The sequence below is a fragment of the Pseudomonas viridiflava genome (assembly GCF_900602065.1).
Classification (GTDB): Bacteria; Pseudomonadota; Gammaproteobacteria; order Pseudomonadales; family Pseudomonadaceae; genus Aquipseudomonas.
The window spans coordinates 389791-415511 of sequence record NZ_UWFN01000285.1 but is presented as its reverse complement, the minus strand read 5'-3'; the positions used below and the strand labels follow the sequence as shown (position 1 = coordinate 415511).

Sequence of the window (25721 nt, the reverse complement as noted above, 5' to 3'; positions counted from 1 at the left end):
CGTTGTGTGACTGCGGTGCAGTTTAAAGGGGTAAGGGAAATGTGGGCTTAACGATATAAGTGGTTCTGCAGGGGGTAAAAATATGCCAAGTTTTAAAATAAGAAGTTTCGTTCTATTGGTCGTCGTGGGTTTGGTGGCGTTTAAAATACTGGATTTGATCTCGCCTAATTTATTTGTTGATCGCCCCGGATATTGCTCATCAAAGAGTGTCAGCTTTTCAGATGTACAATTTATTAGCGCAGCAAAGGATTTGTTGGAAGAGAATATGGCCAGATCGGGTGTTCTTGTGGGGCCAGATGGGTCGCGTAAATTGATATCATACCGAGATACAGTATACAAAGGATGGGCGCCTTTTGACGCTAATTGCTGCGCTATTGATAGGGCTAATACTTATGGGCTAGTTCGTAGAATTTTCAAAGCGCAAGAAGTGATTGTGTATGTTAAAAAATTTGATGATGGTCCTATAAGGTTTAGCGACAACAAGTTCAAAATAAAATATTCGATCTGTGGGAGATTTTTGGAGTCGGACATTGTTCTAGTGGGAAAGAATTTGACTAATTAGCTCTGTAAATATTGGGGGTTTATATGAATTACAGTTGGAATGAATTAACAATCGATGTTATGACAAATCTTTATCTTTATGGGCTGCCCGGTAAGCCCGAGGATCTAGTCTCTGAGACGTTGATAAGAGATGCCGCGAATATAACTGTAGAAGTTGACGTCGATAGCTATATGGCGAGTGGGCCTGGCAGGTTCGCATTAGGTTCAAACTCAACGCTGGTGGAAAGGTTTTTTGAAGACAGTACTGATCTATCATGGATGGAGCCCGGCGTTCAGTATACAAAACAGATGGTAGCTGCTCATCTTGGTGTTGATTCTTACGGAATATCCACATATCAACTTTCTCTCTCGGACGGGGCTGATGACTATGTACAAAGAACATATGTTTGGAACTCGGGAAGTTTTCAACTTTCTCAAGATGTTAGATTTGTATTAGGCGAAGATGGCACGCCGCAGATCATGAATTACTCTATAGTCCCTAGGGAGCCTGAGAATTTTGATTTTACAGGTGGTGGGACTGTTACACAACTCGCAAATGATATAATAAGACCGCAAATTGACCCTTCCGAAATCGGTAGGAAAGTTATAATAAACTTTACTGAGGAAACTAAGTCTACTAGGGTCTACACTGCGGACGACTATGAAGCAGATGCTTCTGCATATTTAAGCTATCAAGCCCAAGGTGCTTTAAGACTCGCGGCCGCACCGCTTGATTTTTTATCTCTTACGCAGCAGTTATGGGATTTGGATTCAATTAACACTGTCTACCAAGGCAAGGCGGTGATATATGGTTCTAACGGAGGCGATGAATTAACTGCAACCAAATTTGATGATGCGCCGTGGTACACGGAGTTTCCACATCGCTTACTGCTGGCTGAACAAGCGGAAAAGCACGGTGTTGCAATCGTAGCAGGGAACGGAGCTGACTCTCTAACGGGGGGCGCGCGTGACGACATACTATACGGAAATGATGGCGATGATACCCTCGCTGGAGGCGGAGGCAGTGATCAGCTATTCGGTGGTGCCGGAACAGATAAGTATAAATTTAGTAGTTTAGATGCTGGAATGGATACCATTCTTGACGAAGACGGACTCGGCCAAATTTATATCGATGGACAACGATATGCGTCTGCCAAAAGAATCGCCGAAAATTCAAACACTTGGGTTAGTGAAGACGGTAAAGTTAGGTTTACCCTTGTACAAGAGTCATCTTCTTCCACGGAGAAGCTGGTGATAAGTTACGGCCTTGCAAGCTCCATTGTGGTTGATGAATATGTAAGCGGCCAGTTAGGGCTGGTTTTGGGAGGGTACACACCCCCAGAGAATCAGAACGAGCCTGGCCAAAACCCAATTATTGATGGTGATCTAGATGCGTTGGACATGGATCCTGATCAAGAAGGAGTGCAAGAGGACTATGATAAGTGGGGGAATCTAATCGTTGACCCTACTAAGTTTAAGCCCGATGCTGAAGACGTCATATATGATACCGACGGCAATGACACTATCAATACTTGGGGCGGCGATGACTATATTACTGGTGGCCGAGGAGGGGACGATGAGTATAACGCTGGAGCTGGCAACGATGAAGTACACTCGGGTAAAGGAAATGATTTACTGACCGGGGGCTCGGGAAATGATCTCCTGTTCGGTGGGGATGGTAAGAATAAAATATATGGGGAGGACGCATCTGAAAACTTAGCTGTTGGCGGCAGTTCGGACTTCGGTGATTGGTTGGATGGTGGTGCCGGCGATGATCAGCTATTTGGTTCGAATCGCACCGATGTAATTATTGGTGGCGGGGATGCTGACTACATCGAGGGTGGGGGTGGTGACGACTTAATTGTGGGTGACGGATCCGAACCAGGTACTGCAGTACAGTTCGTCACTGATAATGGAAATGGTTGGAATATCTCTCGATCCATAACCGAAGTAGCCGCCGTCGAATTTCATTATCCAGTCGATTTAACAGGCCCTAAAGTAGAAAGCGCCTTGCAAGAAGGTGCTGATACTATTCTCGCGGGTCTGGGGAATGACTGGGTGTTTGGTGGTGGGGGAGACGACTACTTAGATGGTGGTGACGGGAACGATGTGATATTTGGCGGCAGCGGGAACAATCGAGTACTCGGCGGGTCCGGTGACGATCATATTGTGGGTGGATCAAGCGTCAGTGGAGAATACACAGGGTCTAATTTCATAGACGGGGGCGATGGCGACGACTATATCAATGGAGGAGATGGGATAGATAGAATTTTTGGAGGGGCTGGAAACGATAATATTAGGGGTGATAACACCATATCAGGAGCCGGGAACGACTATATCGATGGGGGGAATGGGGCCGATATCTTAACTGGTGCTGGCGGGGACGATACTATTTTTGGTGGGATGGGTAACGACTCTATATATGGAGACTCGTCTAACGGATTGGGCATTCAAGGTGATGACACTATCTATGGCGGCGAGGGCGCTGATCAAATCCTGGGTGGGGGAGGAAACGATACCATCTATGGTGGAAGTGGATCAAACACAATATTTGGGGATATGGGGCCAGTTAATCCACTTGTTGCCGGAGATGATTTCATTTATGGCGGCGATGATTCCGAGACAATTGCAGGGGATGGTGGCAGTGACACCATTTACGGCGGCGGTGGGGATGATTACATCCTAGGTGACAGCATAACTGGGATGGATGTTGGCCGGGGTAATGACTTTATTCACGGCGGGTATGGCAATGACAGGATTATAGGTGGTAGCGGTCAAGATACTATCTATGGCGATGAAGGTAGCGATCATATCTACGGGGATTATTTATACGATACAGGTTCTGGAGAGACTGACACATTATACGGCGGAGGTGGCGATGATATTCTCGAAGGCGGCGGCGGCGATGATATCCTTAATGGCGGCACTGGTAAAAATCAGGTTTATGGTGGGTCGGGTAACGACATTATTGTTAGTGACGGTTCGGATTGGCTTGTAGGGGGCCTTGGAAATGATACTTATTATATAAATGCAAGTTTGGATGGTAGGGCGGTAATTTCTGATGACTTAGGGGAAAATATTCTAGCAGGTGTCACAGTCGATCAAGTTGAGGTAATTCTTGATGGCGGGATATTCGTAGTTGCTCTCGGGGGAAGCAGAAGAGTGGCTCTGGCAAGCGGGAGTAATCTAGACTCGATATTTATCGAGGATGGGGGGTTAAAGATAAGTTTGACCGAGCTAATTAAGACCCAGCAAAATGGAACTGTGCGAACGGGTTATTATGTTGATGGTGTAGGTTACGTTTTCTCTCCTGCTAGCAAGGGTGACGATTTTTCAACTATATACGGGAGCGGTTTTTCAGATGAAATTGAAGGTACCGATCTCCGAGACATAATCTATGGTGGTGGTGGAAATAACATCATACACGCTCAAGATGGGGATGACTTTGTAGTTACTGACGGTGGAAATGATACTGTGCACCTAGGGAAGGGCAATGATGTTGCGTACTCTGGGGCCGGCGACGATAGAATCTTCGGTGGTAGCGGAGATGACCACATCGAATCAGACACAGATAGCGGGGAGTCGAGAATTTCAATGTCTCCCGACGGGTTTGGTTATGTGTATGAGTGGGTACAGAAAATTGCATTTCACGCAGGTAAAGATTTTATTGATGCGGGGGAGGGCGATGATTTTGTCCGAGCGGGAGGGGAGGATGATGTAATTTATGCTGGAAGCGGTAACGATTTCGTTTATGGCGATCTTGCAGAATTTGACAATATTGAATATCAAAGTGGCGAAGATGAAATATATGGCGAAGAGGGGGATGATACTCTGTTCGGTGGATATGGTAATGACAAAGTATATGGCGGCGTAGGGAAAGATACGATCCTTGATTTTTCTAATAATTATTCAGGGGAAACTGATGATGACTACTACGACGGTGGCGATGGAGACGATATATTATACAGCTATTTCGGAAGCGATACGCTGGTAGGGGGTGCAGGCAATGATATTTTAGTAGCAAAGGGAGATAGCGGCGTTGAACTTCATGGAGGGAGTGGAGACGATACGTTACAGTCTTTTGTGGGGAGTGATAGATTGTATGGTGGAGAGGGTGCGGATAAGTTTTATTCGAATTATGGCTTTGATTTCCTCTCCGGTGGCGAAGGGAACGATGTTTATGATATAAGTAATTCGTTAGAGCGTGACGGATCATATAGCTCTTACGGATATGCAACAATCCAAGATACGATGGGGGAAAACGTTCTCGAGAACAGCTGGATTGTAGATGAATATTCGACTGCCTATGGTGGCGGTGCAGCGGTCTACAATGAGGGGGGAGCCATATTTGTCAGCTTTGACTATAAGGACTCGACACATGAGAGCGAAACTCGAGTTAAGCTCTATTCAGCGGCTGAACTTGAACATTTGTTTGTTCGCGGCACCGATGCTGATCAGTTGACTAGTTTGTCTGAACTGGTTACTGAAAATGGTGGTTTCATAAACTCAGCCGTATGGAGCGATGGCGTTGGCTTTACTAGTACAGGCAGTATAAAAAATGACCAGAACCTACTTGGCACAAGTGTTTCAGATCGGTTAACCGGTGGTTCGGGGAATGACATAATCAATGGTCGTCAAGGGGATGATATCCTAGTTGGCGGACGGGGATCGGATACCTACATTTTCGAGTCAGGGTCTGGTCAAGACATAGTATTCAATCATGCTGTTTTAGAGGGTGAGTCTGATGAGTTGCATTTTGGCTCGGAGATATTTGCATCGGATCTCTGGTTAAGTCAAGTTGGAGACTCTCTTATTATTTCTCACTTAGGCTCCGATGATTCTGTAACTGTTGATTCTTGGTTCTCATCAGTAGACAATCAGCTCGATAAAATTGTCACTTCGGACGGCCATGAGCTCGTAGCTAATCAGGTGCAAGGTCTCGTGAATATTATGGCATCATTCGGATCGCCTTCGGGCGGTGAAATAAATCTCACGCAGGAGCAGAGGCAGCAACTTGATATAACTATTTCCACCGCATGGACATGATTCGGTTTCAACGTTAGTAAAGTCAAGGTGGGCATTGTCCACCTTGATCACTCTTCGCAGACATTTACTTGTGTGTCTATTTCAAGGCTCTATTTTCCCGCCTATTTTCAGCTATAAAAAAACCGCGGTACAAGAGGGGGGCGATCCCTTTCACTTTTTACCAAATCAGTCATGGGTGCCAAAGGCGCTTCAGTTGTATTTATGTCCAATTGTTACAGTATTTCAAGGCATTCAAGCTGGCAAGCGTCTTCCTAGGTTGAACTAAACGCCCTGAGTAAGCTTAGACGATTGACCTTCCCCAAATATCCTAAATTAACTCGCTTACTATAATTGCCCTGTAAGCTCCGTTATAGGGGGCTCAGGTTCAATGTAAGCATCTGAAAGATAATCATCACTCCCGCCTAACAGGTCCATAGCGAACCCTGCGCGCGTAGAGCATTAGGCTTAGTTTATTCTCGGCACCTTGGGATCGCCACGTGACCTGGGCCTCCGGTTGAAACCTCCTACAGAGGAGGGGTAGGACGCAGTTGGATCGGGGAAGCCTGTCTACCGTCGCATTAATTTGCTGAGGACAATAATACGCCAGTGGCACATCACCCGTACTGTCAGTCCCATGCTATGGCTCGGGCACTTCTTACAAGCGACATAGAGGATGCTGGTGAGAGGACTCTTGCCAATATAATAGTCTGGCGACCAAGTGAATACGTTTTGAGGTGCAATCGCCAAGCCGGAAGGCGAACGCGTGTATGAGTGATCGCTTCGGCATGAAGTGGTTTTTTATACTACTTGGGTCTCAAAGGCAGGCCGCAGCGGACCAGCAGATCACTCAGTTGGATATCCGTCAACCCGCTCGCCAGGGCGCTGTCCCACTGAGATAGGGTTGCTTGTTTGAAATTTTCTAAGAGCGTTCTAATTACTATGTTTCTCACATCAATGACCCACCTCGCGTGCAGTGCACTTCGCTCTGCAGACGGATGTTTATGATGATGGTTCAGCAGTAGTGATGAAAGGAGGCGTCTTAGCGAAACCATGTTTTGACCGATTTGCGTAGCTCTAGCTCGACGTGACACGGGGCGAAAGCCTGTCGCATGGAGGGTAGGGTTTTCATTGGGTAGTGTCTTATCGTTGAGATAAATCCACGCTAGAGCCAACCAGATCATGGCGCGTGATATCTCAATATCGAGACTAAAACTACGGTTCACTTCACCTTCCGCCTCGTACTCCCGCAACGCCGCGCTTGCGAGCACTGCTTCGCTTTGCGCATCAAGCGCTTCGACCACAGTAGGTGTTAGGCCACTTTTGTGATTCGAAAGAGAGTACGAGAGTATCCTCGATGCGAGATCACGGTGGCGTGTTACTCCCTCGGTACGGTACCCGCTGAGCATCTGGGTTAGCCCTTCAGGAGCAGATTTCTCCAGCTCTGATAAAAAGCCCGAGTGAATTTCAGCCACCGACAGGCTCCGCTCCTCGTACGCCCAGTTCTCCAGAATGAATCGATTGAGAGCAGTATTAATCAGCAGTTTGGCGAACAACCCATCATGGCTAGGTGGCGTGTTTCGGAGATCAGTGCGCCAAGTGCTTTCAGCTACGCTCCGTGTCGTAGATTCAATGATTTTTGCATGAATGGTTTTTATATCTTCGCTGCTGTAGTTCTGAACTTTTTTTCTTTTTTTCTTCGCTGGGCGCGCCTTCTTTTCGGAGGAATACACAAACTTTTGACATTTCCCCAGAACCTCCCAAGCTCCTGACTCCATTACGACCTCTAACCGATCAGTCGTTTCTGCCGCGTCTTCATTTTGGTTAAACAGTGAAAGCAGGTGGGGAAACACCCTCAATTCGGATTTAGGCACACACATCAAAAGCCATTTAAGAAAGTAGTTGCGGAGTTGCATGTCCGACAACATGAAAGGGGCTACGCCCTCATTGGGCACCGTGCGTATTGGTACCTTGGCTTTTAAGCGCGCGTCTTTCGGGCGTACGGTCGAAATGAGCCGACTGTAAGGGATCGCAACCTGAATTTCACTCAGCCATTTTCTGTTGTGAAAGCTCACCAGGCAGATAACACTCTCCAGCAAGCTATGTTCGAGAGTTGTACCCGGAACTTTTGCATGGGGTGGCAAGGAAAGAATTTCGCGGATGACCTTTCGGACGATACCGTCCTCAACGGCCGTCTTAATCTCTCGGTTGGGATACTCTCGCTCCACGCGTTTGAACTCGTCGTCGAGCGCACGCTCGATGGTGCTGAACGTGCGGTCCATTTCTCTCTCCTCAAGCCAACAGTGGGTCGCCCTTTGGGCGGGTTTTGAGATTGTTACGGGTGCGCTGCATCACCCGCTCTCCTTCTTCGGTGCTGCGGTAGGCGGTGATATTGGCACCAGCCAGAACCATGCCTTCGGCTATGGTTTTCACTCGGCCTACCTCTTTATACACGTTGGCCATCTCGCCGATCACTACCTCTTCTGGGTTTTCGAGCAGGGCGTTATGGAGGTTCCAAAGCTGATGGCCTTGACGGATGAGCAGCTTTTTCTTGTCGAGGTAGTCTTTCATTATTCGTCTCTCAATCGTGTCTATGATGCCCTCAGGATGAGAGCGACGGAGAGTGTCAGCCTTGGGAAGTGAAAGGTGAAGGGCGAATCTCCCGCGAAATATGCGACTGACAGCTGCTGGTCGATTCTGTTGAAAAAGTAGATCCTGCTTGGCCTGCGGCAAAATCAGGTCATCGGCCAGCGGGAGGATTTGCAGCATGATGGGACAATTGTCGAGCGGACAAGAGAGACTGTTTTACTCGTTCAACATTGAAGATCACATCCCAGCCAATCACCTCCTGCGCAGCATTGATCGATGCCTTGATCTCAGCGATCCGCGCCATTATCTCGCCGATTTTTATAGCCCAACCGGGCGCCCATCGATTGATCCCGTACTGATGATTCGCCTGTTGGTGGTGGGCTACTGCTACGGCATTCGCTCCGAACGTCGGTTGTGCGAAGAGGCTCATTTGAACTTGGCGTATCGCTGGTTCTGTCGCTTGAGCCTCGAAGACGAAGTCCCCAATCACTCTACGTTTTCCAAGAACCGCCACGGTCGTTTTCGTGACAGCTCTCTGTTTCGCTGGCTATTCAACGAGGTGCTGCGTCGCTGGATGGACGCAGGTCTGGTCAAGGGCGAAGGGTTTGCGGTCGACGCCAGCGTCATCAAGGCAGATGCCAGTCGGCAACGTGGCGTACCTGGCGATGATGAAGTTGAGAAATACGAGCAGGTTCGGGCCAAGCGTCAACGACGCCAAGAGGCGAGGAAGTATCCGACAGTTCAATTCAGCACCTCTTAAAAACGTCACTCAACGCAGTTGGGGATTTACTGGCGTTGCGTAACCCGGTCGGTCAACGCGCAAATTCGCTATGAACAGACGGGGCTAATTGATACGTTGTCGCCGGCGGCACATAGAAAATGTAGAGCTGAGCCAGCTAAGGATATTCGAAGAGGTATAACTGAACTTATCTCATAATGACTATATTTAAAACAATCAGTTAGTGTTCGACTCGACTCCTGGTGCCGACGCGATCTGGCCGGCACTCGACGCGCTTAACAAACTCCGGAACGAATTTGCTCATCAACTCGATAGCGCAAAGACTCCGGCAAGGTTGCTCACTTTTTTGCTGATCGCTGGGGGGTGAGTAACGCTCCCCCTAAGCTGACGTTGATTGACCTTAAGTCGTGGTCAGAGGACAAACTGGCAGAGCAACTGACTGCAGCAATGATGGGTGTGTTAGGTTACTTAGGGACTCTTCGAGCAATTGCTGTCCTCAATGCACCGCAACGTTTCAATAGCTAGAATTGCGATAAAATTTAAAATAGCGTTTGTAGATACAGCGTCATTTCGATATTAAGACACTACCTTGCTTTTGTGAGATAGACTTCGATGAGTAATATGAAAAAGATCACGGTTAGGATTAAGAGATATACCGACAAGCATCGAGGCAACGACCAGTTCGGGATGTTTAAAAGGGTTTGGAATAGAGATTCAGTTGTCACTGCCTACGCGAAATAGATCTATGTGTAACCGTTGTAAATATTTTATACATTTCTTTGTAGAGGTTTTCTGCTAATGTGACTATCTTTGAATCAGTAATGATGGCTATAAATATCATCTGGCGGGGTCAAGTGAATGAAAGGTCGGCGAAAGGTAAAAACGCGCAAATGGCATATGAAGGCTGTTCTCGAAGCCGAGTCCAGAGATCTACTTCGCAACAGATCTGCAGATCAGGAAAGGTTTCTCAATCGCGTATTGGAAAATGGAAGCTTACTGGAACCAATTGGGCGGCTTGCTGGCTGACTTAGGCGCTCCGGAGATATCGATAGGCCGTACTATAGTTAGCCTTAACCGCAATTCGCTAGTAAATCGAGCTGTGTAGGTATTGGCTGAGCCAAGCTTACATAATTAACGTTTACGGATAGCCTGATTGCTAAATTAGAATAAGCAAGCTCTGTCAAGGTTGATCAATTTCCAATGTCTCATCTGTTTTTTAGTAATACATTCCATTCGGTTTTGCCCTTGCTTTCAGGGCTCTCCAATAAATACTGATAGTCCTTGCGAGGTGTTTGATATATGACTTGAGGCGGTTCGTTTTTTGTGTTTTTGATGGTGGCTTTAATTAATCGTTTCACCACCCAACCTCTGCCTGTGCTAGGGCCTGGAGGGAGGATTATAAGTATTTTTTCAACTTCATATTTGAAAGTTTCGTGTTTGTAACGTCTAGCTAGGAAGTCTTCAACTTTCAGGAAGCTATCAACCATAGACATACTGTGACGCTTGCTGTTCGATTCCTTACACCAGTGGAAAATCAAGAATAAAGGTCGGTCCCCTTCATGCTCGAACCTATCGAGCGCGATGCGACCTTCCAAGTCTCTAAGATCGCTGGGCGAGTCCTCGCCACATTCGTCAGCTACTAAGATCATCAGTTCGCCCATTTAAGCTCTCTCTAATAAGCATGAATATTCACAGTATACTGTGAAGACGTCTGTATTGCTCTACCTCACAGTGCCTTTCTGATAGGAGGGAGTGAGTGGATACAGCAATTGCATTTGGTAAGGTATTGCGTGAAGCGAGATTGAATCGGAAGATCACGCAGGAAGCGCTTGCATATCAGGCTGGCCTGCAACGCAACTATATTAGTTTGATGGAGCGAGGCCATCACCAGCCAACATTAGAAACCGTTTTTTCTCTTGCAGAAGCTTTAGACTGTTCGCCGTTGGACTTGGTAAGGCTCACGCTGGAGCTGATACCAGTTAAATAATGCAGCTTCTGCCAGACCTAAATTAAGCCATCATCGGCAAAGTAATCTGATCAAGTGGGCAAGTCGTATGCGTGCCCAACCACCTGAGAACCTTCATATCCAGCCTAAGCTACCACCGACTGCATTTTTACAAAGCAGTACGACGGTGCCTTCGACCATCCCCAGCCACAGATTACGCCAGCTGCATATTGCCACATAGCCTGATCGGACTCATGTGGCAATTTTGCACCAATGTAAGACTTCAGTTCAGAAATACTGAAAAAAATCTAATCTTCGCTGAAAAATAAGGGGAATCAAATCAATCCCAGCTCAACGCCCCACCAGTCTGATACTCAATAACCCGAGTCTCGAAGAAGTTCTTCTCTTTCTTCAAGTCCATGATTTCGGACATCCATGGGAACGGGTTAGTAGTCCCCGGATATTCTTCTTTCAAGCCGATTTGCGAGAGGCGACGGTTAGCGATGAATTTGAGGTAGTCCTCCATCATCGCGGCGTTCATGCCCAGTACGCCGCGCGGCATGGTGTCGCGTGCGTATTCAATTTCCAGCTGGGTGCCTTGCAGGATCATCTGGCTGGCTTCTTCCTTCATCTCGGCGTCCCACAGGTGTGGGTTTTCGATTTTGATCTGGTTGATCACGTCGATGCCGAAGTTCAGGTGCATGGATTCGTCGCGCAGGATGTATTGGAACTGCTCGGCGACGCCGGTCATTTTGTTGCGACGGCCCATGGACAGGATCTGCGTGAAGCCGCAGTAGAAGAAGATGCCTTCCAGTACGCAGTAGTAGGCGATCAGGTTGCGCAGCAGTTCTTTGTCTGTTTCGACGGTGCCGGTTTCGAACTTAGGATCGGAGATCGAACGGGTGTATTTCAGGCCCCAGGCGGCTTTTTTCGCGACCGATGGGATCTCGTGGTACATGTTGAAGATCTCGCCTTCATCCATGGCCAGCGATTCGATGCAGTACTGGTAAGCGTGAGTGTGGATCGCTTCTTCGAAGGCCTGGCGCAGGATGTACTGGCGGCACTCCGGGTTGGTGATCAGGCGGTACACCGCCAGTACCAGATTGTTGGCAACCAGGGAGTCGGCGGTGGAGAAGAAGCCCAGGTTGCGCATGACGATGCGGCGCTCGTCGTCGGTCAGGCCTTGTGGGTCTTTCCACAGGGCGATGTCGGCGGTCATGTTGACTTCTTGCGGCATCCAGTGGTTTGCGCAACCGTCCAGGTACTTCTGCCAGGCCCAGTCGTACTTGAATGGCACGAGCTGGTTAAGGTCGGCGCGGCAGTTGATCATCATTTTTTCGTCAACGGCAACGCGGGCGCTGGCGCCTTCGAGTTCAGCCAGGCCTTCGGCGACGTCCAGTGCGTCCAGTGCTTTTTTGGCACGGATCAGGGCAGGGGAGTCTTTCTCGGTAACGGCGCGAGCTTCGGTGGCTGCGGCGCCACCGGCGCTGTCGAGGCGGTCCATGTTGGCTTCGTTAGCGTGACCGGCGTTGGTTGCTTTGGTGGCTACTTCGCCGTCTTCTTTATCGAATTCGTCCCAGCTCAGCATGGTGGAAGCTCCTGAATTTCAAAGGATGTAGTGCCTGCGTCGAGTGGATGACGCTGGCAACGGAATTTTCGGGTATTACTCAGGATCGACCTGATTGTGATGCAGCGGATCGATCAGTGGATTTGCTGCCGCGGCTGTGGGCCTTACAGGCGAACAAAACGGGGACTCAAGGTGGCTTTCAGGCAAGACAGCATTGCGTGTGCAAAGGGTCATTTGAGTACCTTGGAGCGAGCGCGGGATTATACAGATTTCGCCCGACACTTGTTCATCCGTGACTGCGTTTGAGGAAGGATTTTCGCTTTTTTCTTTTGCATTTGCGGGTTCATTCTCAGCGGAGAAGGTACGGCCGTAAATGCGGCGGAAATCCCTTATGTAGTGTTTTTCATATTTCGAAACACAGCATATAGGTCATGAGGGTGTCCGGCAATGTGTCGTTGCGACGCATTTGCGGTGTGGGATTCTGGCTTGACGGGGGTCAATGTTTCTCTATGCCTTGGATACCGGGGGGTGCGGCGGGGTGGGGGCGTGCGGTGGGGATTTTCAGGTGACCAACGGTTGGTGTGGTGGTGGTCGACTGGGTGGTGTTTGGCTGAGGTTTGCTGTGGCTGTACGGGCGGCTCGCGAACAAGTTCGCTCCTACCGTTTGGCGCTTACTGCGGTTTGGAGTCATACCGCGTTATCGTTCTTCGCGGGCAAGCCTCGCTCCCACAGGTTCGGTGGTGGGCGGGCATTGTGGGAGCTGAGCTTGCTCGCGATGGGGGCGCTGCGGTTTGGAGCGATACCGCGTCATCGTTCTTCGCGGGCAAGCCTCGCTCCCACAGGTTCGGTGGTGGGCGGGCATTGTGGGAGCTGAGCTTGCTCGCGATGGGGGCGCTGCGGTTTGGAGTGATACCGCGTCATCGTTTATCGCGGGCAAGCCCAGCTCCCACAGGGGCGGGTGGTGTGGCAGTGATGCTGCGTCATCGTTCTTCGCGGGCGAGCCTCGCTCCAACAGGTTCAGTGGTGGGCGGGTCTACCGCATTATCGTTTATCGCGGGCAAGCCCGGCTCCCACAGGAGGCGTGCCGGGGTGGACTTGGGTTAGCCGACCTTGAAGAACGCCACTTTCTGGGTGAGGCGGTCTGCCAGTTTTGCCAGTTCCTGGCTTGCGGTGGCCACTTGTTTTGAGCCGGTTGCCGATTGCACGGTTGAGCCGTGGATGCGGTTGATGTTGATGGCGACTTCTTCGGCCACGCTGTTTTGCTGCACCGATGCGCTGGCGATTTGGGCGTTCATGCGGTTGATGGCGCCCACTTCCTTACTGATTTTGGACAGCGCGCCTTGTGCGTTGCGGGTTTGTTCGACGGTGCGGCCGACCAGTTCGCAGTTGTCACGCATGGTTTGCGCGGCGGTTTCAGTGCCACTTTGCAGGGTGCTGATCATGTCCCGTATGTCTTGGGTCGAGCGCTGGGTGCGGTTGGCCAGCGAGCGCACTTCATCGGCGACCACCGCAAAGCCTCGGCCGTGCTCACCCGCCCGCGCCGCTTCAATGGCCGCGTTGAGGGCCAGCAGGTTGGTTTGCGTGGCAATGGAGTTGATGACGTCGATCACGCTCTCAATCTCTTCGCTTTGTTTGGATACCCGTTCCACGGTCAGGGTGGTTTCCGCCAGTGAGGTGGCCAGGTGTTCGATCGCCAGGGTGGTGTCGGCGACCAGTTGGTTACCGCTCACCACTTCGCCATCGGCCAAACGCGTTGCGTCAGCGGCTTGAGACGCGTAACCGGTGACTTCGTTGACGGTGGCTGCCATTTGCGTGATGGCGGTGGCCACTTGTTCTGCTTCACGGGTTTGCAGGTTGATCTGGTCGTTGTTGGTGATCGACGTGGCGGACAGGAGCGTGGACGACTGATTCACTTCCTGGGCGGCCATGCGCACTTGGGTAATAGTGTCGGCCAGGCGGCTGAGGGCGGTTTTCAGTACGCCCATGACGCTGTCGGGGTAGGGCGTGACGATGCTTTGTTGCAGGTCGCCCGCGGCCAGACGCTGAATGGCTTGGGCCACTTCGGTAGGTTCTGCGCCAAGGGTGGATTTGACGAAGCGGATGATGATGACCGACAGGAAGACGCTCAGCAGCAGGGCCACGCCAGTCGCCAGCAACATCAAACCGCGAAACTGGCTGGCGGTGGTTTGCACTTCATTGAGCTGCGATTTGATTGACGCTTCTTCGTGGTCGATCAGGGCGTTGATGCGCTTGAGCCACTCGCTGTAGTCGGCGGATATCTGATTGAGCAGTAATGCCTGGGCGGCCGCGATGTCGCCGCTGCGCCGCACGCTGATCAGTTTGTCGGTGGCGGCGAGGGTGCGCTGTTCGATGTCTTTGATGGCGCGGAGCATCGATTGCTCCTGCGGGCTGACGGTGTTGCTTGCGTACAGTTGGTCCAACGGGGTCGCCGAGTCGACGTAGTCTTTTTGCAGGCGGCTGACTTCAGCGAGGTGAGTTTCAAGATCACGATCATTATTGACCAGCACGGCATCGCGAATAGCGATCGCGCGGTTGTGAACGCTGCCGCGGAAGTTGATGGCGTAGCGCTGCACTTTGGCGGCGTTGTCGCTGACGTCTTCGAGGGTGGAGTCGATGAACCCCACCCGTTGGATACCCACGGCGGTAATTAAAACAAGCAGCGACACGATGGCGGCAAAGCCCAGGCCGATGCGTGATGCGAGGGAGATCGGGTTTTTCATGAGGTGAACTCGTGGGAAACAATCTGCTGAAGCGCGTTGGTGTCAATGCGCCATCTGTTGCGCGTAGCGGGAAGATATCCTCAGGTGGCATGGACGCCCAATTGAGGGTGGCTACGGGATGGATAGTGTCATGCTATGAGATTTTCTAACCCATTCATTTGAATGGATGCGGGCGTTTTCGATGTTATTTCGTAGAGCACTCTGTGGTGAGCTCCTACAGGATTGGGCTTCATTTGGAGGGATCTGTGGTGTCAGATTTATTGGCGGGAGAGTATTTTGCACGTGCTGCGCAGTGGCGGAATCTCAAGTTCAGATAGGTTGCCCGATGCATCGTTCGAATACGTCAGTCAGTGCTGCGTAATCGCAAACCACTGCGTCAATATTCGCTTTTGTCCATTCTTCAGCGTCTACAGCCCACCAACTGATTTCATACCCTGCGTTTACAATGATGTGTTCAAAAAGGATCCGCTGCGTTCTGCCGTTTCCTTCCCTGAAAGGATGGACGACGTTCAAGTCACCGAACATTTCGGCACTCGCTTTAACAAGTTGTGCCCTGTCCATACCTTGAAACCAGTCAGCCTCGGCCAGCAAAGTGAATAGTTTTTCAGCTTCGGGCTCAATGCGACTCGTCGTGCAAAAGTGGGTATCTCCTTTTGAGATGTCCACGGTACGAAGCTCACCAGCCCAGTCGTAGAGGTCGGTAAATAAGCGAAGGTGAAGATTTTTAAGGTAGGAAAGACGATAAGGCGGTGGGGCGAATTCGATGGAGTCCGCCGCTACCTCAGAAAGAGCGCGCTCTGCCTCAGCCAATATGGCGTCATTAGTCAGGCTCAGGCTGTTACGCAAAACCGTTGTACCGGGATAGCAGTATGGATCCTGGCCGGTACCCTATTTGTCGAGCATCAGGTCTGTTTTTTTCGATAGGTTTTTAGCAGTTCTTCACGAGTTGGAAGAGAGCGTTCTGCATCAAGCGGAGTGCTGTCAAAACCTTCCAAACGCAGACTGGCGGCATAGTTCGATTTGCGCGTTTTGGCACAGTAGGCTTTTTTTGCAGCGAGGGAGGGTGTTGGCATGTTGGCGACCTCCAGATTGGAAAGACGCTTAGTGTAGCGGAAGGAGTGGTGTTTCAGCGAGAGGCCGGAAGGGTTTGAGGCTCCCGGTTTGTATTTCGGTAGTTACAGCAGGGTGACCTTATCGCGGGCAAGCCTCGCTCCCACAAGGAATATCATTCCAGAGGGAGAGCGAGGCCGCTTTCAAGATTGCCTTATTGGCAAGCCTCGCAATCCGGCTCGTCAATGGCGCAGGCCTTAGGCACTGGTGCTGGACCGGCTGGTGCTGCTTCGGTTGGACGCGGGGCGGTGATCGCCGAGTCGTCCGGGCCGTGGCCGCCGCTCGATACTGCGTTGAGCTTGCCGGTGTTAACGGTGGACTTCTCGGTGCTGGTCGCGGCCAGGGCGCGGAGGTAGTAAGTGGTTTTCAGACCACGGTACCAAGCCATGCGGTAGGTCACGTCCAGCTTCTTGCCCGATGCGCCAGCGATGTACAGGTTCAGGGACTGAGCCTGGTCGATCCACTTCTGACGACGGCTTGCTGCGTCAACAATCCACTTGGTGTCGACTTCGAACGCGGTGGCGTACAGGTCTTTGAGTTCCTGCGGGATGCGCTCGATCTGCTGTACCGAACCGTCGTAGTACTTCAGGTCGTTGATCATGACCGAGTCCCACAGGTCGCGGGCTTTGAGGTCGCGGACCAGGTACGGGTTGATCACGGTGAATTCGCCCGAGAGGTTCGATTTCACGTACAGGTTCTGGTAGGTCGGTTCGATCGACTGCGATACGCCCGTGATGTTGGCGATGGTCGCGGTCGGTGCGATGGCCATGATGTTGGAGTTACGAATACCTTTCTGTACACGGGCACGTACTGGCGCCCAGTCCAGGGTTTCGTTCAGGTCAACGTCGATGTACTTCTGGCCACGCTGCTCGATCAGGATCTGTTGCGAGTCCAGCGGCAGTACGCCTTTGGACCACAGCGAACCCTGGAACGTCTCATAGGCACCGCGCTCGTCGGCCAGGTCGCAAGACGCCTGGATCGCGTAGTAGCTGACAGCTTCCATCGAACGGTCGGCGAACTCGACAGCCGCGTCGGAACCGTAAGGGATGTGCTGCAGATACAGCGCGTCCTGGAAGCCCATGATGCCCAGACCCACCGGACGGTGACGGAAGTTGGAGTTCTTCGCTTGAGGCACCGAGTAGTAGTTGATGTCGATAACGTTATCGAGCATGCGAACGGCGACGTCGATGGTGCGCTTGAGCTTGTCGGTGTCCAGCTTGCCGCCCACGATGTGGTTCGGCAGGTTGATCGAGCCCAGGTTGCAGACCGCGATCTCGTCCTTGTTGGTATTCAGGGTGATCTCGGTGCACAGGTTCGAGCTGTGAACCACGCCCACGTGCTGCTGCGGGCTACGCAGGTTGCACGGGTCTTTGAAGGTCAGCCATGGGTGGCCGGTTTCGAACAGCATCGAGAGCATCTTGCGCCACAGGTCTTTGGCCTGGATGGTCTTGAACAGCTTGATCTTGCCTGGGTATTCGCTCAGGGCTTCGTAGTACTCGTAACGCTCTTCGAAGGCTTTACCGGTCAGGTCGTGCAGGTCCGGTACTTCGGAAGGCGAAAACAGGGTCCATTTGCCGTCATCGAAGACACGCTTCATGAACAGGTCAGGGATCCAGTTGGCAGTGTTCATGTCGTGGGTACGACGACGGTCATCACCGGTGTTCTTGCGCAGCTCGATGAACTCTTCGATGTCCATGTGCCAGGTTTCCAGGTAAGCACACACAGCGCCTTTGCGCTTGCCACCCTGGTTAACGGCTACGGCGGTGTCGTTCACGACTTTCAGGAACGGTACAACGCCCTGGGATTTGCCGTTGGTGCCTTTGATGTACGAACCCAAAGCACGAACCGGCGTCCAGTCGTTGCCCAGACCGCCTGCGAATTTGGACAGCATGGCGTTGTCGTGGATGGCGTGGTAAATGCCCGACAGGTCGTCCGGAACGGTGGTCAGGTAGCAGCTGGACAGCTGCGGACGCAGGGTACCGGCGTTGAACAGCGTAGGAGTCGACGCCATGTAGTCGAAGGACGACAACAGGTTGTAGAACTCGATGGCACGGTCTTCCTTGGCTTTCTCTTCGATTGCCAGGCCCATGGCCACACGCATGAAGAAGATCTGCGGCAGTTCGAAACGCACGCCATCCTTGTGGATGAAGTAACGGTCGTACAGGGTTTGCAGGCCCAGGTAGGTGAACTGCTGATCGCGCTCGTGGTTGATCGCCTTGCCCAGTTTTTCCAGGTCAAAGGTGGCCAGGATCGGGTTCAGCAATTCGAACTGAATGCCTTTGGCGATGTACGAAGGCAGCGCCTTGGCGTACAGATCGGCCATTTCGTGGTGAGTAGCGCTTTCAGCCACTTCCAGGAAATTCAGGCCTTCAGCGCGCAGGGTGTCCATCAGCAGGCGGGCGGTCACGAACGAGTAGTTCGGCTCACGCTCAACCAGGGTACGGGCGGTCATCACCAGTGCGGTGTTGACGTCTTTCATCGCCACGCCGTCGTACAGGTTTTTCAGGGTTTCGTTCTGGATCAGGTTGGCGTCAACTTCAGCCAGGCCTTCACACGCTTCAGTAACGATGGTGTTCAGACGACCCATGTCCAGCGGCGCAACGCTACCGTCAGCGCGGGTGATGCGGATCGAAGGGTGGGCGTCGACCGGTGCGTCGGTGCCACGAACGGCACGCTCTTTGGAGCGCTCGTTACGGTAGATGACGTAGTCGCGAGCGACTTTCTGCTCGCCGGCACGCATCAGGGCCAGTTCAACCTGGTCCTGGATTTCTTCGATGTGGATGGTGCCGCCCGAAGGCATGCGACGCTTGAAGGTGGCGGTAACTTGTTCGGTCAGACGGGCCACGGTGTCGTGGATGCGCGAAGACGCAGCGGCGGTGCCGCCCTCAACTGCAAGAAACGCTTTGGTGATAGCGACGGTGATTTTGTCGTCGGTGTAGGCGACGACGGTGCCGTTACGCTTGATCACGCGCAGCTGGCCGGGAGCGGTCGCGGACAGATCCTGTTGGGACTGGCTTGTCTGCGGCGCCGGATTCGGCGAGTTCTCGCGAGTTGTGTCTGTTTGCATGGGTGTCTCCACGTTCTCTATGTTTGTTTGGGCGCTGGTTAAGCACCCACCGATCCGGTTTGTAGGCATTCAGTCGACAAGCGTCGGCTGTAACGACCTCAAAACGGAATGGGGATGGCGGATTTCACCGTCCCTGGCTTTGAAGTCAAAAAGGCAGCGAATCGTTGCTCGCTGCCCTGGGGAATCTACTGGATGGTGCCTGTTAAATATTGCAACAAATGCTCGGATTCGTTGCGGTCGAAGGAGGGATGCATGCTCAGGTGTATGGGGCGCTGCTTTGGCTGCTGATTGAGCCGTTGGTTCCACCCTCAAGACCTAAGAAAAATGCTTGAAATCCCTATTCGACTTGTGTTGGGTTTTTACCGTAAAACCCTACATGTAGGGTTGTTGTTGAAGCCGGGCTACAAGATAAAGCGTTTTGGACACCAATTGCAACGCACTACCTGTGGATAAAGCTGTGTGTAATTGGTGTATGAAAGCTCCGTATCCCGTGTAGGCCGCATAACTACTGGACCGAGCCGGCTTTGAGGCTTATTAAGCTTTTTTTACGGTTGTCATTGGATTTTTGCGGGCGCGAACCCTATCACAAAAAATGCCTCTGGCAAGGCCGGTTTGGCATGTGGTGTGCTTGGTAGCAATGGTCGCTAGAATTGTGGGGTTTTGTGGCTTGGCGGATGGTTTGCGCGAATGCGGATGCTCTTCCTGTAGGAGCTGCCGCAGGCTGCGAAGGTGGTTCACCAGACACATTGTTTCGCAGCCTTCGGCAGCTCCTACAGGTTGAACGGTTGCCGCGGGAGAGTGTGGTGTCATGCACGCAGTCGCAGTTCGTGCAGAATGAGAGCCCCATTATCTTCAGGAAACCCAATGGCCCACTCATTATTCAGCGGTGCACTTGAATGCTTCGGCCAAGGCCTGCTGGCGGACGATGACCCGCGTCCAGTGCGGGCGTTGCCGGCGCTCTTGCAGGCCGAAGCGCTGGATGCGCTGTTGCTGAATATCTATGGCGCTGAGTTGCTGGCCAGTCATCGGCCTGTGCTGGTGTCGCAGTGGTCCAAGTACTACTTCATGCAAGTGATCCCGCCGGTACTGGTAGCGGGTTTGGTACACGGCTGGCGCTGGCCGTTGCAGCTTGATCAGATCGCTTTGGCGCTGGACGAGCGTGGTGTGCCGGTCGGGTTGCGGTTTCTTGGCTTGGGCGAGCGTCAGCCTGCGCAATTCAGCAGATTGCTGGATGACAATCTGCATCCCTTTATTGAAACGCTCAGCCGGCAGGGCGATGTGTCGCCGGCCGTTCTGTGGGGCAATGCCGGGGATTACCTTGAGCGCTGCCTTGTGCAACTGGGCGCTTTGACTGACATCTCGCTTGAGGCGGGTTATGGGTTACTGCGCAGTAAGACCCTGAGTGACGGGCGACGCAACCCGCTGTTCAATGCCATCCGCTACGTGGGTGAACCGCCGCGTCGGCAGAGGCGCAGTTGTTGTTTGAGTCATCAGGTGGCGTGGGTAGGGCGATGTGGGCATTGCCCGTTGGGGGATGCGCACTGAGTTTTTTTTGTGGGAGCGGTGCTTGCCCGCGATTCAGGCGACTCGGTCTTCCCGAGAATTGCGTCAGTCTGATCGCGGGCAAGCACCGCTCCCACAAAGATTGCGTCGGCCATGCAGGCGGGGGCTCAAAAACTGCGATGGCGTGAATCACGCTGCTACGGCCACCAGACTCAACACATGCTCGCCCTGCACGCTGAACTGCCCTTCCAGCTCTTTGCCGTTGGGCCATTCGCTGGACAAGTCCGTCAGCAGGCGCAGGCGGGCTTTGCCGTCGGCAGACCAGTGCAGCAGTTGGGCGTCTTCGAAATAGAAGCGCTTTTGCACAATGGGATAGAGCGCTTTGAACAGCGCTTCCTTTATAGAGAAGGTCAGCGTGACGTGCAGGGCGACCTGTTCAGCAGGCCCTGCTGCCATTTGCTGCATTTCCCATGGCGTCAGAATCTCCCCGGCCAGGCGTGTGGCACGTTCTACGCTCAGCAGGTTTTCAGTGTCCAGCCCCAGGCCACGCCAATGCTGTGTGTTGGCGACGATGGCGGCTGCCCAGCCGGTGCTGTGGGTGATGGACCCGCAGGTATCCGTCGGCCAGATCGGCGCGCGGTCTTCACCGATGTCCGGCACCCACTTGCGACCGTCCAGATGCTGCAATGCTGCTCTGGCGCACAAACGCCCCGCGAGGAATTCAGTTTGCCGTTTGGCGACAGAGCGCTGAATGCTGGGCGGAGGCGTGATGACGCAACGCTGGAAGTCGCCATCGGCAAGTTGCTTTGGGTCGAAGTAACCGCTGACCAACGCCACATTCGCCAAGGCATGAGGCAAGGGCCAATGGTGATGGAGGACAGGGCAGCAGGCAGGGAGGTGCGGGGTTTCAGTCATGGACGGCATTTTGCCGGGGGAATGCGGTGCTGGGAAGCGGAGAGCTGAAGCTGACTGCCTGATGTCGCGCCACATGCATAGAACCTGTGGGAAATTCTATGTTGGCTTGCAAACACAATTCCCGTGGGAGCGAATTCATTCGCGAAGGGGCCTCTACAGACAATCCATATTTGGCGTCTGACAACCAGTCTTCCCGAATGAATTCGGTCCCACAGGAGGATTGCATTTCAGTTCAAGTGATTGGGCACTGGCTTGTCGTTAAGCGCCAAAGACCTTCTTCAAAAACGCCTGCATATCTTTCCACGAGCTTTCATCGGCAGCTTTGTTGTAGCCGATGTCCGGGCCGCCGTGTTCGCCGTGGCTGAGGCGGTCGGCGTCGGGGTTGGTGAAGCCGTGTTTGGCGTCGGCGAGGCTGACGAATTTATAGTCGGCACCAGCCTTGTCCATTTCATTTTTGAAGGCGGTTACGTTTTCCGGGGTGACCATGCTGTCCTTGGCGCCATGCTCGACCAGCATCGGCACTTTCACGCCGCCGGGTTGGGCCGGGGTGTTGGTGACCAGTGCGCCGTGGAAGCTGACCACGCCAGCCAGCGGTTCGCCGCGACGGGCTGCATCAAGCACAATCTTGCCGCCGAAGCAGTAACCAATGGCGGCGATTTTTTTCGGATCGGTCTGGGGTTGTTTCTTCAGTTGCTCCAGTCCGGCGTCAAAGCGTTTGTTGGCGGCGTCCCCGTCCTTCAAGGCTGCCTGCATGAAGGCCATGGCGTCTTTGGGGTGTTCGGTGTTCTTGCCTTCGCCGTACATGTCGATGGCCATGGCGCTATAGCCCAAAGCTGCAAGATCACGGGCGCGGCGTTTGGCATAGTCGTTCAGGCCCCACCATTCGTGGACCACAATGATGCCCGGGCGCTGGCCTTTGATGGCGTCGTCATACGCGTAATAACCCACCAGCGGGGTGCCGTCGGCGCTTTTATAGTTGACCTGCTCGGTCTTGATGGCCGCTTGGGCGAGACCTGCCAGCCCCATCATCATTAATGCGATCCAGATACGCATGCTCAGCTCCTTCCATACAACATTGAGAGTGGTGAAGAAGACTAGCGCATTGTGACGGTTGTTTTTTATTGGATGCGGTAGATAGTTGTTCAGCGCGGGTTCAGCAGGTGTTCAGGGCCGGTTCAGGGCGTGCAGACTAGTCTGGTGTCGTACCTGAACAGCGCTTGGCGCGAGAGGACTACACCATGATGACGTTCAACAAGTTTTTCCTGGCTCTGGCTTTTCTTGGCGGCAGCGCTGCGGCGCAGGCGGCGGACAGTGGCAATGAAGCGTCTCGAACGCCGCTGAACAAAAGCGGCGAGCGGGTCGACAGGTTTGGCGAGAGCAGCAAGGCTTACGGCGGGAGTGTCTGGAGCCAGGACTTGAGTCAGCAGGCTGATGATCAGCCTCACGCCGACCGGCTATATTATTCGGCGGCGTATGACAGCCTGTCCGGGACTTATAACGGTGTGCCGGTCGCGCAGAAAACGCTGTCGGGGCACTATGATCTGCACCAGCCTCATTCAGCTGTGCTGAATGCTGAAGAGGGCAGCTCGCAAAGCTGGAAGCCGGTGCAGCAGGTGCTGTGAGTTATGTCCGTGCAAGCAGGAACCTGTTGAAGCGAGGCTTGCCCGCGAAGAACCAAGCGCGGTGGTCTGCCATGCCGCGTCTTGCGGTCCGCATTGAACCTGTAGGAGCTCACCGAGGTTACGAGGCCAGCGATAGCGATCTGTCTGACACTCCGCCATCGCTGGCCTCGTCACCTCGGTGAGCTCCTACAGAATAGGGGCAATCTGGAAGATTACAGTTTGTTTGGTAAGCGTTGGCTCCCACAGGGGGCAGATTGATTTTAGAACGTGAAACATCACCCGGGAGAGCTTCATGAAGTTGCTGGTGGTTGAGGATGAGGCGTTGTTGCGCCATCACTTGCAAACCCGATTGACCGAGGCTGGCCATATCGTCGAGGCGGTCGCCAACGCTGAGGAGGCGCTGTATCAGGTTGGCCAGTTCAATCATGATTTGGCGGTGATCGATCTCGGGTTGCCGGGCATGAGCGGTCTGGAGCTGATTCGTCAGTTGCGGATCCTCGGCAAGGCGTTTCCGATTCTGATCCTGACCGCTCGCGGCAACTGGCAGGACAAGGTCGAAGGGCTGGCCGCCGGGGCTGATGATTACGTGGTCAAGCCGTTTCAGTTCGAAGAGCTGGAGGCGCGCCTCAATGCCTTGCTGCGTCGGGCCAGCGGGTTTACCCATTCGACGATCGTGGCCGGGCCTCTGCATCTGGACCTGAACCGCAAGCAGGCGACGCTGGATGAGCAACCGTTGGCACTGACCGCCTACGAGTACCGGATTCTCGAATACCTGATGCGCCACCATCAGCAGGTGGTGGCCAAAGAGCGGCTGATGGAGCAGCTCTATCCCGATGACGACGAACGCGATCCGAATGTGATCGAGGTGCTGGTCGGCCGTCTGCGGCGCAAGATCGAAGGCTCCGTGGCCTTCAAGCCTATCGAAACCGTTCGCGGCTTGGGCTACTTGTTCAACGAGCGCTGTACATGATTCGTTCGCTGCACCTGCGCCTGTTGATCGGCGCGGCGACCCTCGCGGTTATCTTCATGCTGCTAATGCTGCCTGCCTTGCAGGGCGCATTCAGCCTGGCGTTGCGTGGCTCTATCGAGCAGCGCCTGGCGTCGGACGTGACCACGCTGATTTCGGCGGCGCGGGTCGAAAATGGTCGTCTGTTGATGCCGTCGGTGTTGCCCGGCGAGCAATTCAACCTGCCCGGCTCACGCTTGCTGGGTTACATCTACAACCGTCAGGGGGAGCTGGTCTGGCGCTCGCTGGCCACTGAAGATGAGTACATCGACTACCAGCCGCGGTATGACGGCAAGGGCAGCGAGTTCACCACCATCAGAGAGTCCAACGGCGAAGAGTTCTTCGTTTATGACGTGGAAATCAAATTGCTGGGCGGCCGGAATGCCGCTTTCAGTATTGTCGCCCTGCAACCGGTACGCGGTTATCAGGAAACGGTCACCGAGCTGCGGCAGAAGCTTTATCTGGGCTTCGGCGCGGCATTGATCGTATTGCTGGCGCTGCTCTGGCTGGGGCTGACCTGGGGGCTGCGTGCTCTGCGGGGTTTAAGTCAGGAGCTGGACCAGGTGGAATCCGGCCAGCGTGAAAGCCTCAGTGAAAATCATCCCAGCGAACTGTTGCGCCTGACCGGCTCATTGAACCGCTTGTTGAGCAGCGAGCGCGAGCAGCGTATCCGTTACCGCGATTCCCTTGATGACCTGGCGCACAGCCTGAAAACGCCGCTCGCGGTGTTGCAGGGCGTCAGTGAAAACATCGCCAAACGTCCTGAGGATGTGGAGCAGGCGCGCATTCTGCAAGCGCAGATCGAGCGCATGAGTCAGCAGATCGGCTATCAACTGCAGCGAGCCAGCCTGCGTAAAAGCGGGCTGGTGCGTCATCATGTCCCGCTCAGGCCTGTGGTGGAAAGCCTGTGCAATACCCTGGAAAAGGTCTATCGCGACAAGCAGGTCAAAGTGACGCTGGAGTTGCCGGACGAATGCGTAGTGCCAATGGAAGAGGGCGCGTTGCTGGAGATGCTTGGCAACCTGTTGGAAAACGCATACCGGCTGTGCCTGGGGCAGGTGCGTGTCAGCTTGCGCACTTCCGGCTCCGGGGATGAGTTGTGCGTCGAAGACGACGGCCCTGGCGTCCCGGAACACCAGCGTGAACGTATTCTGCAGCGTGGCGAACGGCTGGACCGGCAAAACCCCGGGCAAGGCATTGGCCTGGCGGTGGTCAAGGACATCATCGAAAGCTACAACGCGCGGCTAACGCTGGATGACTCGCCACTGGGTGGCGCTGCTTTCAGAATTCATTTCTTTGCGGGGTAGGCCCGCTGCTGCGCGTGGGACTGTTGGAGCGAGGCTTGCCCGCGAAGA

The 25721-nt window shown here is 53.3% G+C and carries 16 protein-coding genes and 3 pseudogenes; 8 read left to right on the top strand and 11 right to left on the bottom strand.

The window, feature by feature from the left end; genetic code table 11:
* Window positions 1–82 precede the first annotated feature (82 nt).
* The gene (locus EE949_RS29665) at window positions 83–562 is read left to right on the top strand and encodes a hypothetical protein (protein ID WP_122665911.1); all 480 of its coding nucleotides are present in this window, start codon (window positions 83–85) and stop codon (window positions 560–562) included.
* Between the two features lie 23 nt (window positions 563–585).
* On the top strand, window positions 586–5586 hold the full coding sequence (locus tag EE949_RS20240; RefSeq protein ID WP_122665910.1) for a calcium-binding protein: 5001 nt from the start codon (window positions 586–588) through the stop codon (window positions 5584–5586).
* 782 nt (window positions 5587–6368) lie between these two features.
* Here EE949_RS20240 and EE949_RS20235 read toward each other — a convergent pair.
* Entirely contained in the window at window positions 6369–7844 is a 1476-nt protein-coding gene (locus tag EE949_RS20235) for a hypothetical protein (protein ID WP_122665909.1), read from the bottom strand.
* Between the two features lie 10 nt (window positions 7845–7854).
* Window positions 7855–8331, bottom strand: coding sequence for a hypothetical protein (locus EE949_RS29525; protein ID WP_162874721.1), 477 nt, complete (start codon window positions 8329–8331; stop codon window positions 7855–7857).
* On the opposite strand from EE949_RS29525, the pseudogene EE949_RS20225 reads away from it, so the two are divergent.
* Window positions 8330–8821, top strand: a pseudogene (locus EE949_RS20225) (transposase); the annotation flags it as partial. The gene EE949_RS29525 and the pseudogene EE949_RS20225 sit on opposite strands and share 2 nt — an antisense overlap.
* Window positions 8822–10095: 1274 nt before the next feature.
* Here EE949_RS20225 and EE949_RS20220 read toward each other — a convergent pair.
* Window positions 10096–10551 (bottom strand): hypothetical protein, encoded by a 456-nt coding sequence (locus EE949_RS20220; RefSeq protein ID WP_122665907.1) that lies wholly within the window; start codon window positions 10549–10551, stop codon window positions 10096–10098.
* Between the two features lie 95 nt (window positions 10552–10646).
* On the opposite strand from EE949_RS20220, the gene EE949_RS20215 reads away from it, so the two are divergent.
* Window positions 10647–10877 carry a helix-turn-helix domain-containing protein gene (locus tag EE949_RS20215; RefSeq protein WP_122665906.1) on the top strand — a complete coding sequence of 77 codons (231 nt, stop codon included), beginning with the start codon at window positions 10647–10649 and terminating at the stop codon, window positions 10875–10877.
* Between the two features lie 298 nt (window positions 10878–11175).
* Here EE949_RS20215 and EE949_RS20210 read toward each other — a convergent pair whose 3' ends face one another.
* The 6 genes and pseudogenes from EE949_RS20210 to EE949_RS20190 form a co-directional block, all read right to left on the bottom strand.
* Complete coding sequence (locus tag EE949_RS20210) at window positions 11176–12423, bottom strand: ribonucleotide-diphosphate reductase subunit beta (RefSeq protein WP_087272475.1); 1248 nt, start codon at window positions 12421–12423, stop codon at window positions 11176–11178.
* 1079 nt (window positions 12424–13502) lie between these two features.
* A pseudogene (locus tag EE949_RS30315) lies at window positions 13503–14030 on the bottom strand (methyl-accepting chemotaxis protein); the annotation flags it as partial.
* Between the two features lie 600 nt (window positions 14031–14630).
* Window positions 14631–15143: pseudogene (locus tag EE949_RS30310) on the bottom strand (MCP four helix bundle domain-containing protein); the annotation flags it as partial.
* A 309-nt stretch (window positions 15144–15452) separates the two neighbouring features.
* Window positions 15453–15989 carry a Fic/DOC family protein gene (locus EE949_RS20200; RefSeq protein ID WP_240350675.1) on the bottom strand — a complete coding sequence of 179 codons (537 nt, stop codon included), beginning with the start codon at window positions 15987–15989 and terminating at the stop codon, window positions 15453–15455.
* Between the two features lie 56 nt (window positions 15990–16045).
* On the bottom strand, window positions 16046–16216 hold the full coding sequence (locus tag EE949_RS20195; protein WP_122665904.1) for a YhfG family protein: 171 nt from the start codon (window positions 16214–16216) through the stop codon (window positions 16046–16048).
* 191 nt (window positions 16217–16407) lie between these two features.
* Window positions 16408–19320, bottom strand: coding sequence for a ribonucleoside-diphosphate reductase subunit alpha (locus tag EE949_RS20190; protein ID WP_122665903.1), 2913 nt, complete (start codon window positions 19318–19320; stop codon window positions 16408–16410).
* Between the two features lie 864 nt (window positions 19321–20184).
* Between EE949_RS20190 and fhuF the strand changes: the two genes are divergently transcribed.
* Complete coding sequence (gene fhuF / locus EE949_RS20185; protein ID WP_122665902.1) at window positions 20185–20865, top strand: siderophore-iron reductase FhuF; 681 nt, start codon at window positions 20185–20187, stop codon at window positions 20863–20865.
* A gap of 147 nt (window positions 20866–21012) precedes the next feature.
* On the opposite strand, the gene EE949_RS20180 is transcribed toward fhuF, so the two are convergent.
* Together EE949_RS20180 and EE949_RS20175 are read right to left on the bottom strand one after the other, a co-directional pair.
* Window positions 21013–21738 (bottom strand): 4'-phosphopantetheinyl transferase family protein, encoded by a 726-nt coding sequence (locus EE949_RS20180; RefSeq protein ID WP_205505167.1) that lies wholly within the window; start codon window positions 21736–21738, stop codon window positions 21013–21015.
* Window positions 21739–21996: 258 nt separating this feature from the next.
* The gene (locus EE949_RS20175; RefSeq protein ID WP_122665901.1) at window positions 21997–22791 is read right to left on the bottom strand and encodes a dienelactone hydrolase family protein; all 795 of its coding nucleotides are present in this window, start codon (window positions 22789–22791) and stop codon (window positions 21997–21999) included.
* 185 nt (window positions 22792–22976) lie between these two features.
* Between EE949_RS20175 and EE949_RS29520 the strand changes: the two genes are divergently transcribed.
* The 3 genes from EE949_RS29520 (at window position 22977) to EE949_RS20160 (ending at window position 25673) form a co-directional block, all read left to right on the top strand.
* Window positions 22977–23360, top strand: a complete 384-nt coding sequence (locus EE949_RS29520) for a hypothetical protein (RefSeq protein ID WP_162874720.1) — start codon at window positions 22977–22979, stop codon at window positions 23358–23360.
* Between the two features lie 292 nt (window positions 23361–23652).
* Window positions 23653–24330 carry a response regulator transcription factor gene (locus EE949_RS20165; protein WP_122665900.1) on the top strand — a complete coding sequence of 226 codons (678 nt, stop codon included), beginning with the start codon at window positions 23653–23655 and terminating at the stop codon, window positions 24328–24330.
* Window positions 24327–25673, top strand: a complete 1347-nt coding sequence (locus EE949_RS20160; protein ID WP_122665899.1) for an ATP-binding protein — start codon at window positions 24327–24329, stop codon at window positions 25671–25673. The genes EE949_RS20165 and EE949_RS20160 overlap by 4 nt, the downstream gene beginning before the upstream one ends.
* The last annotated feature ends 48 nt before the right edge of the window (window positions 25674–25721 follow it).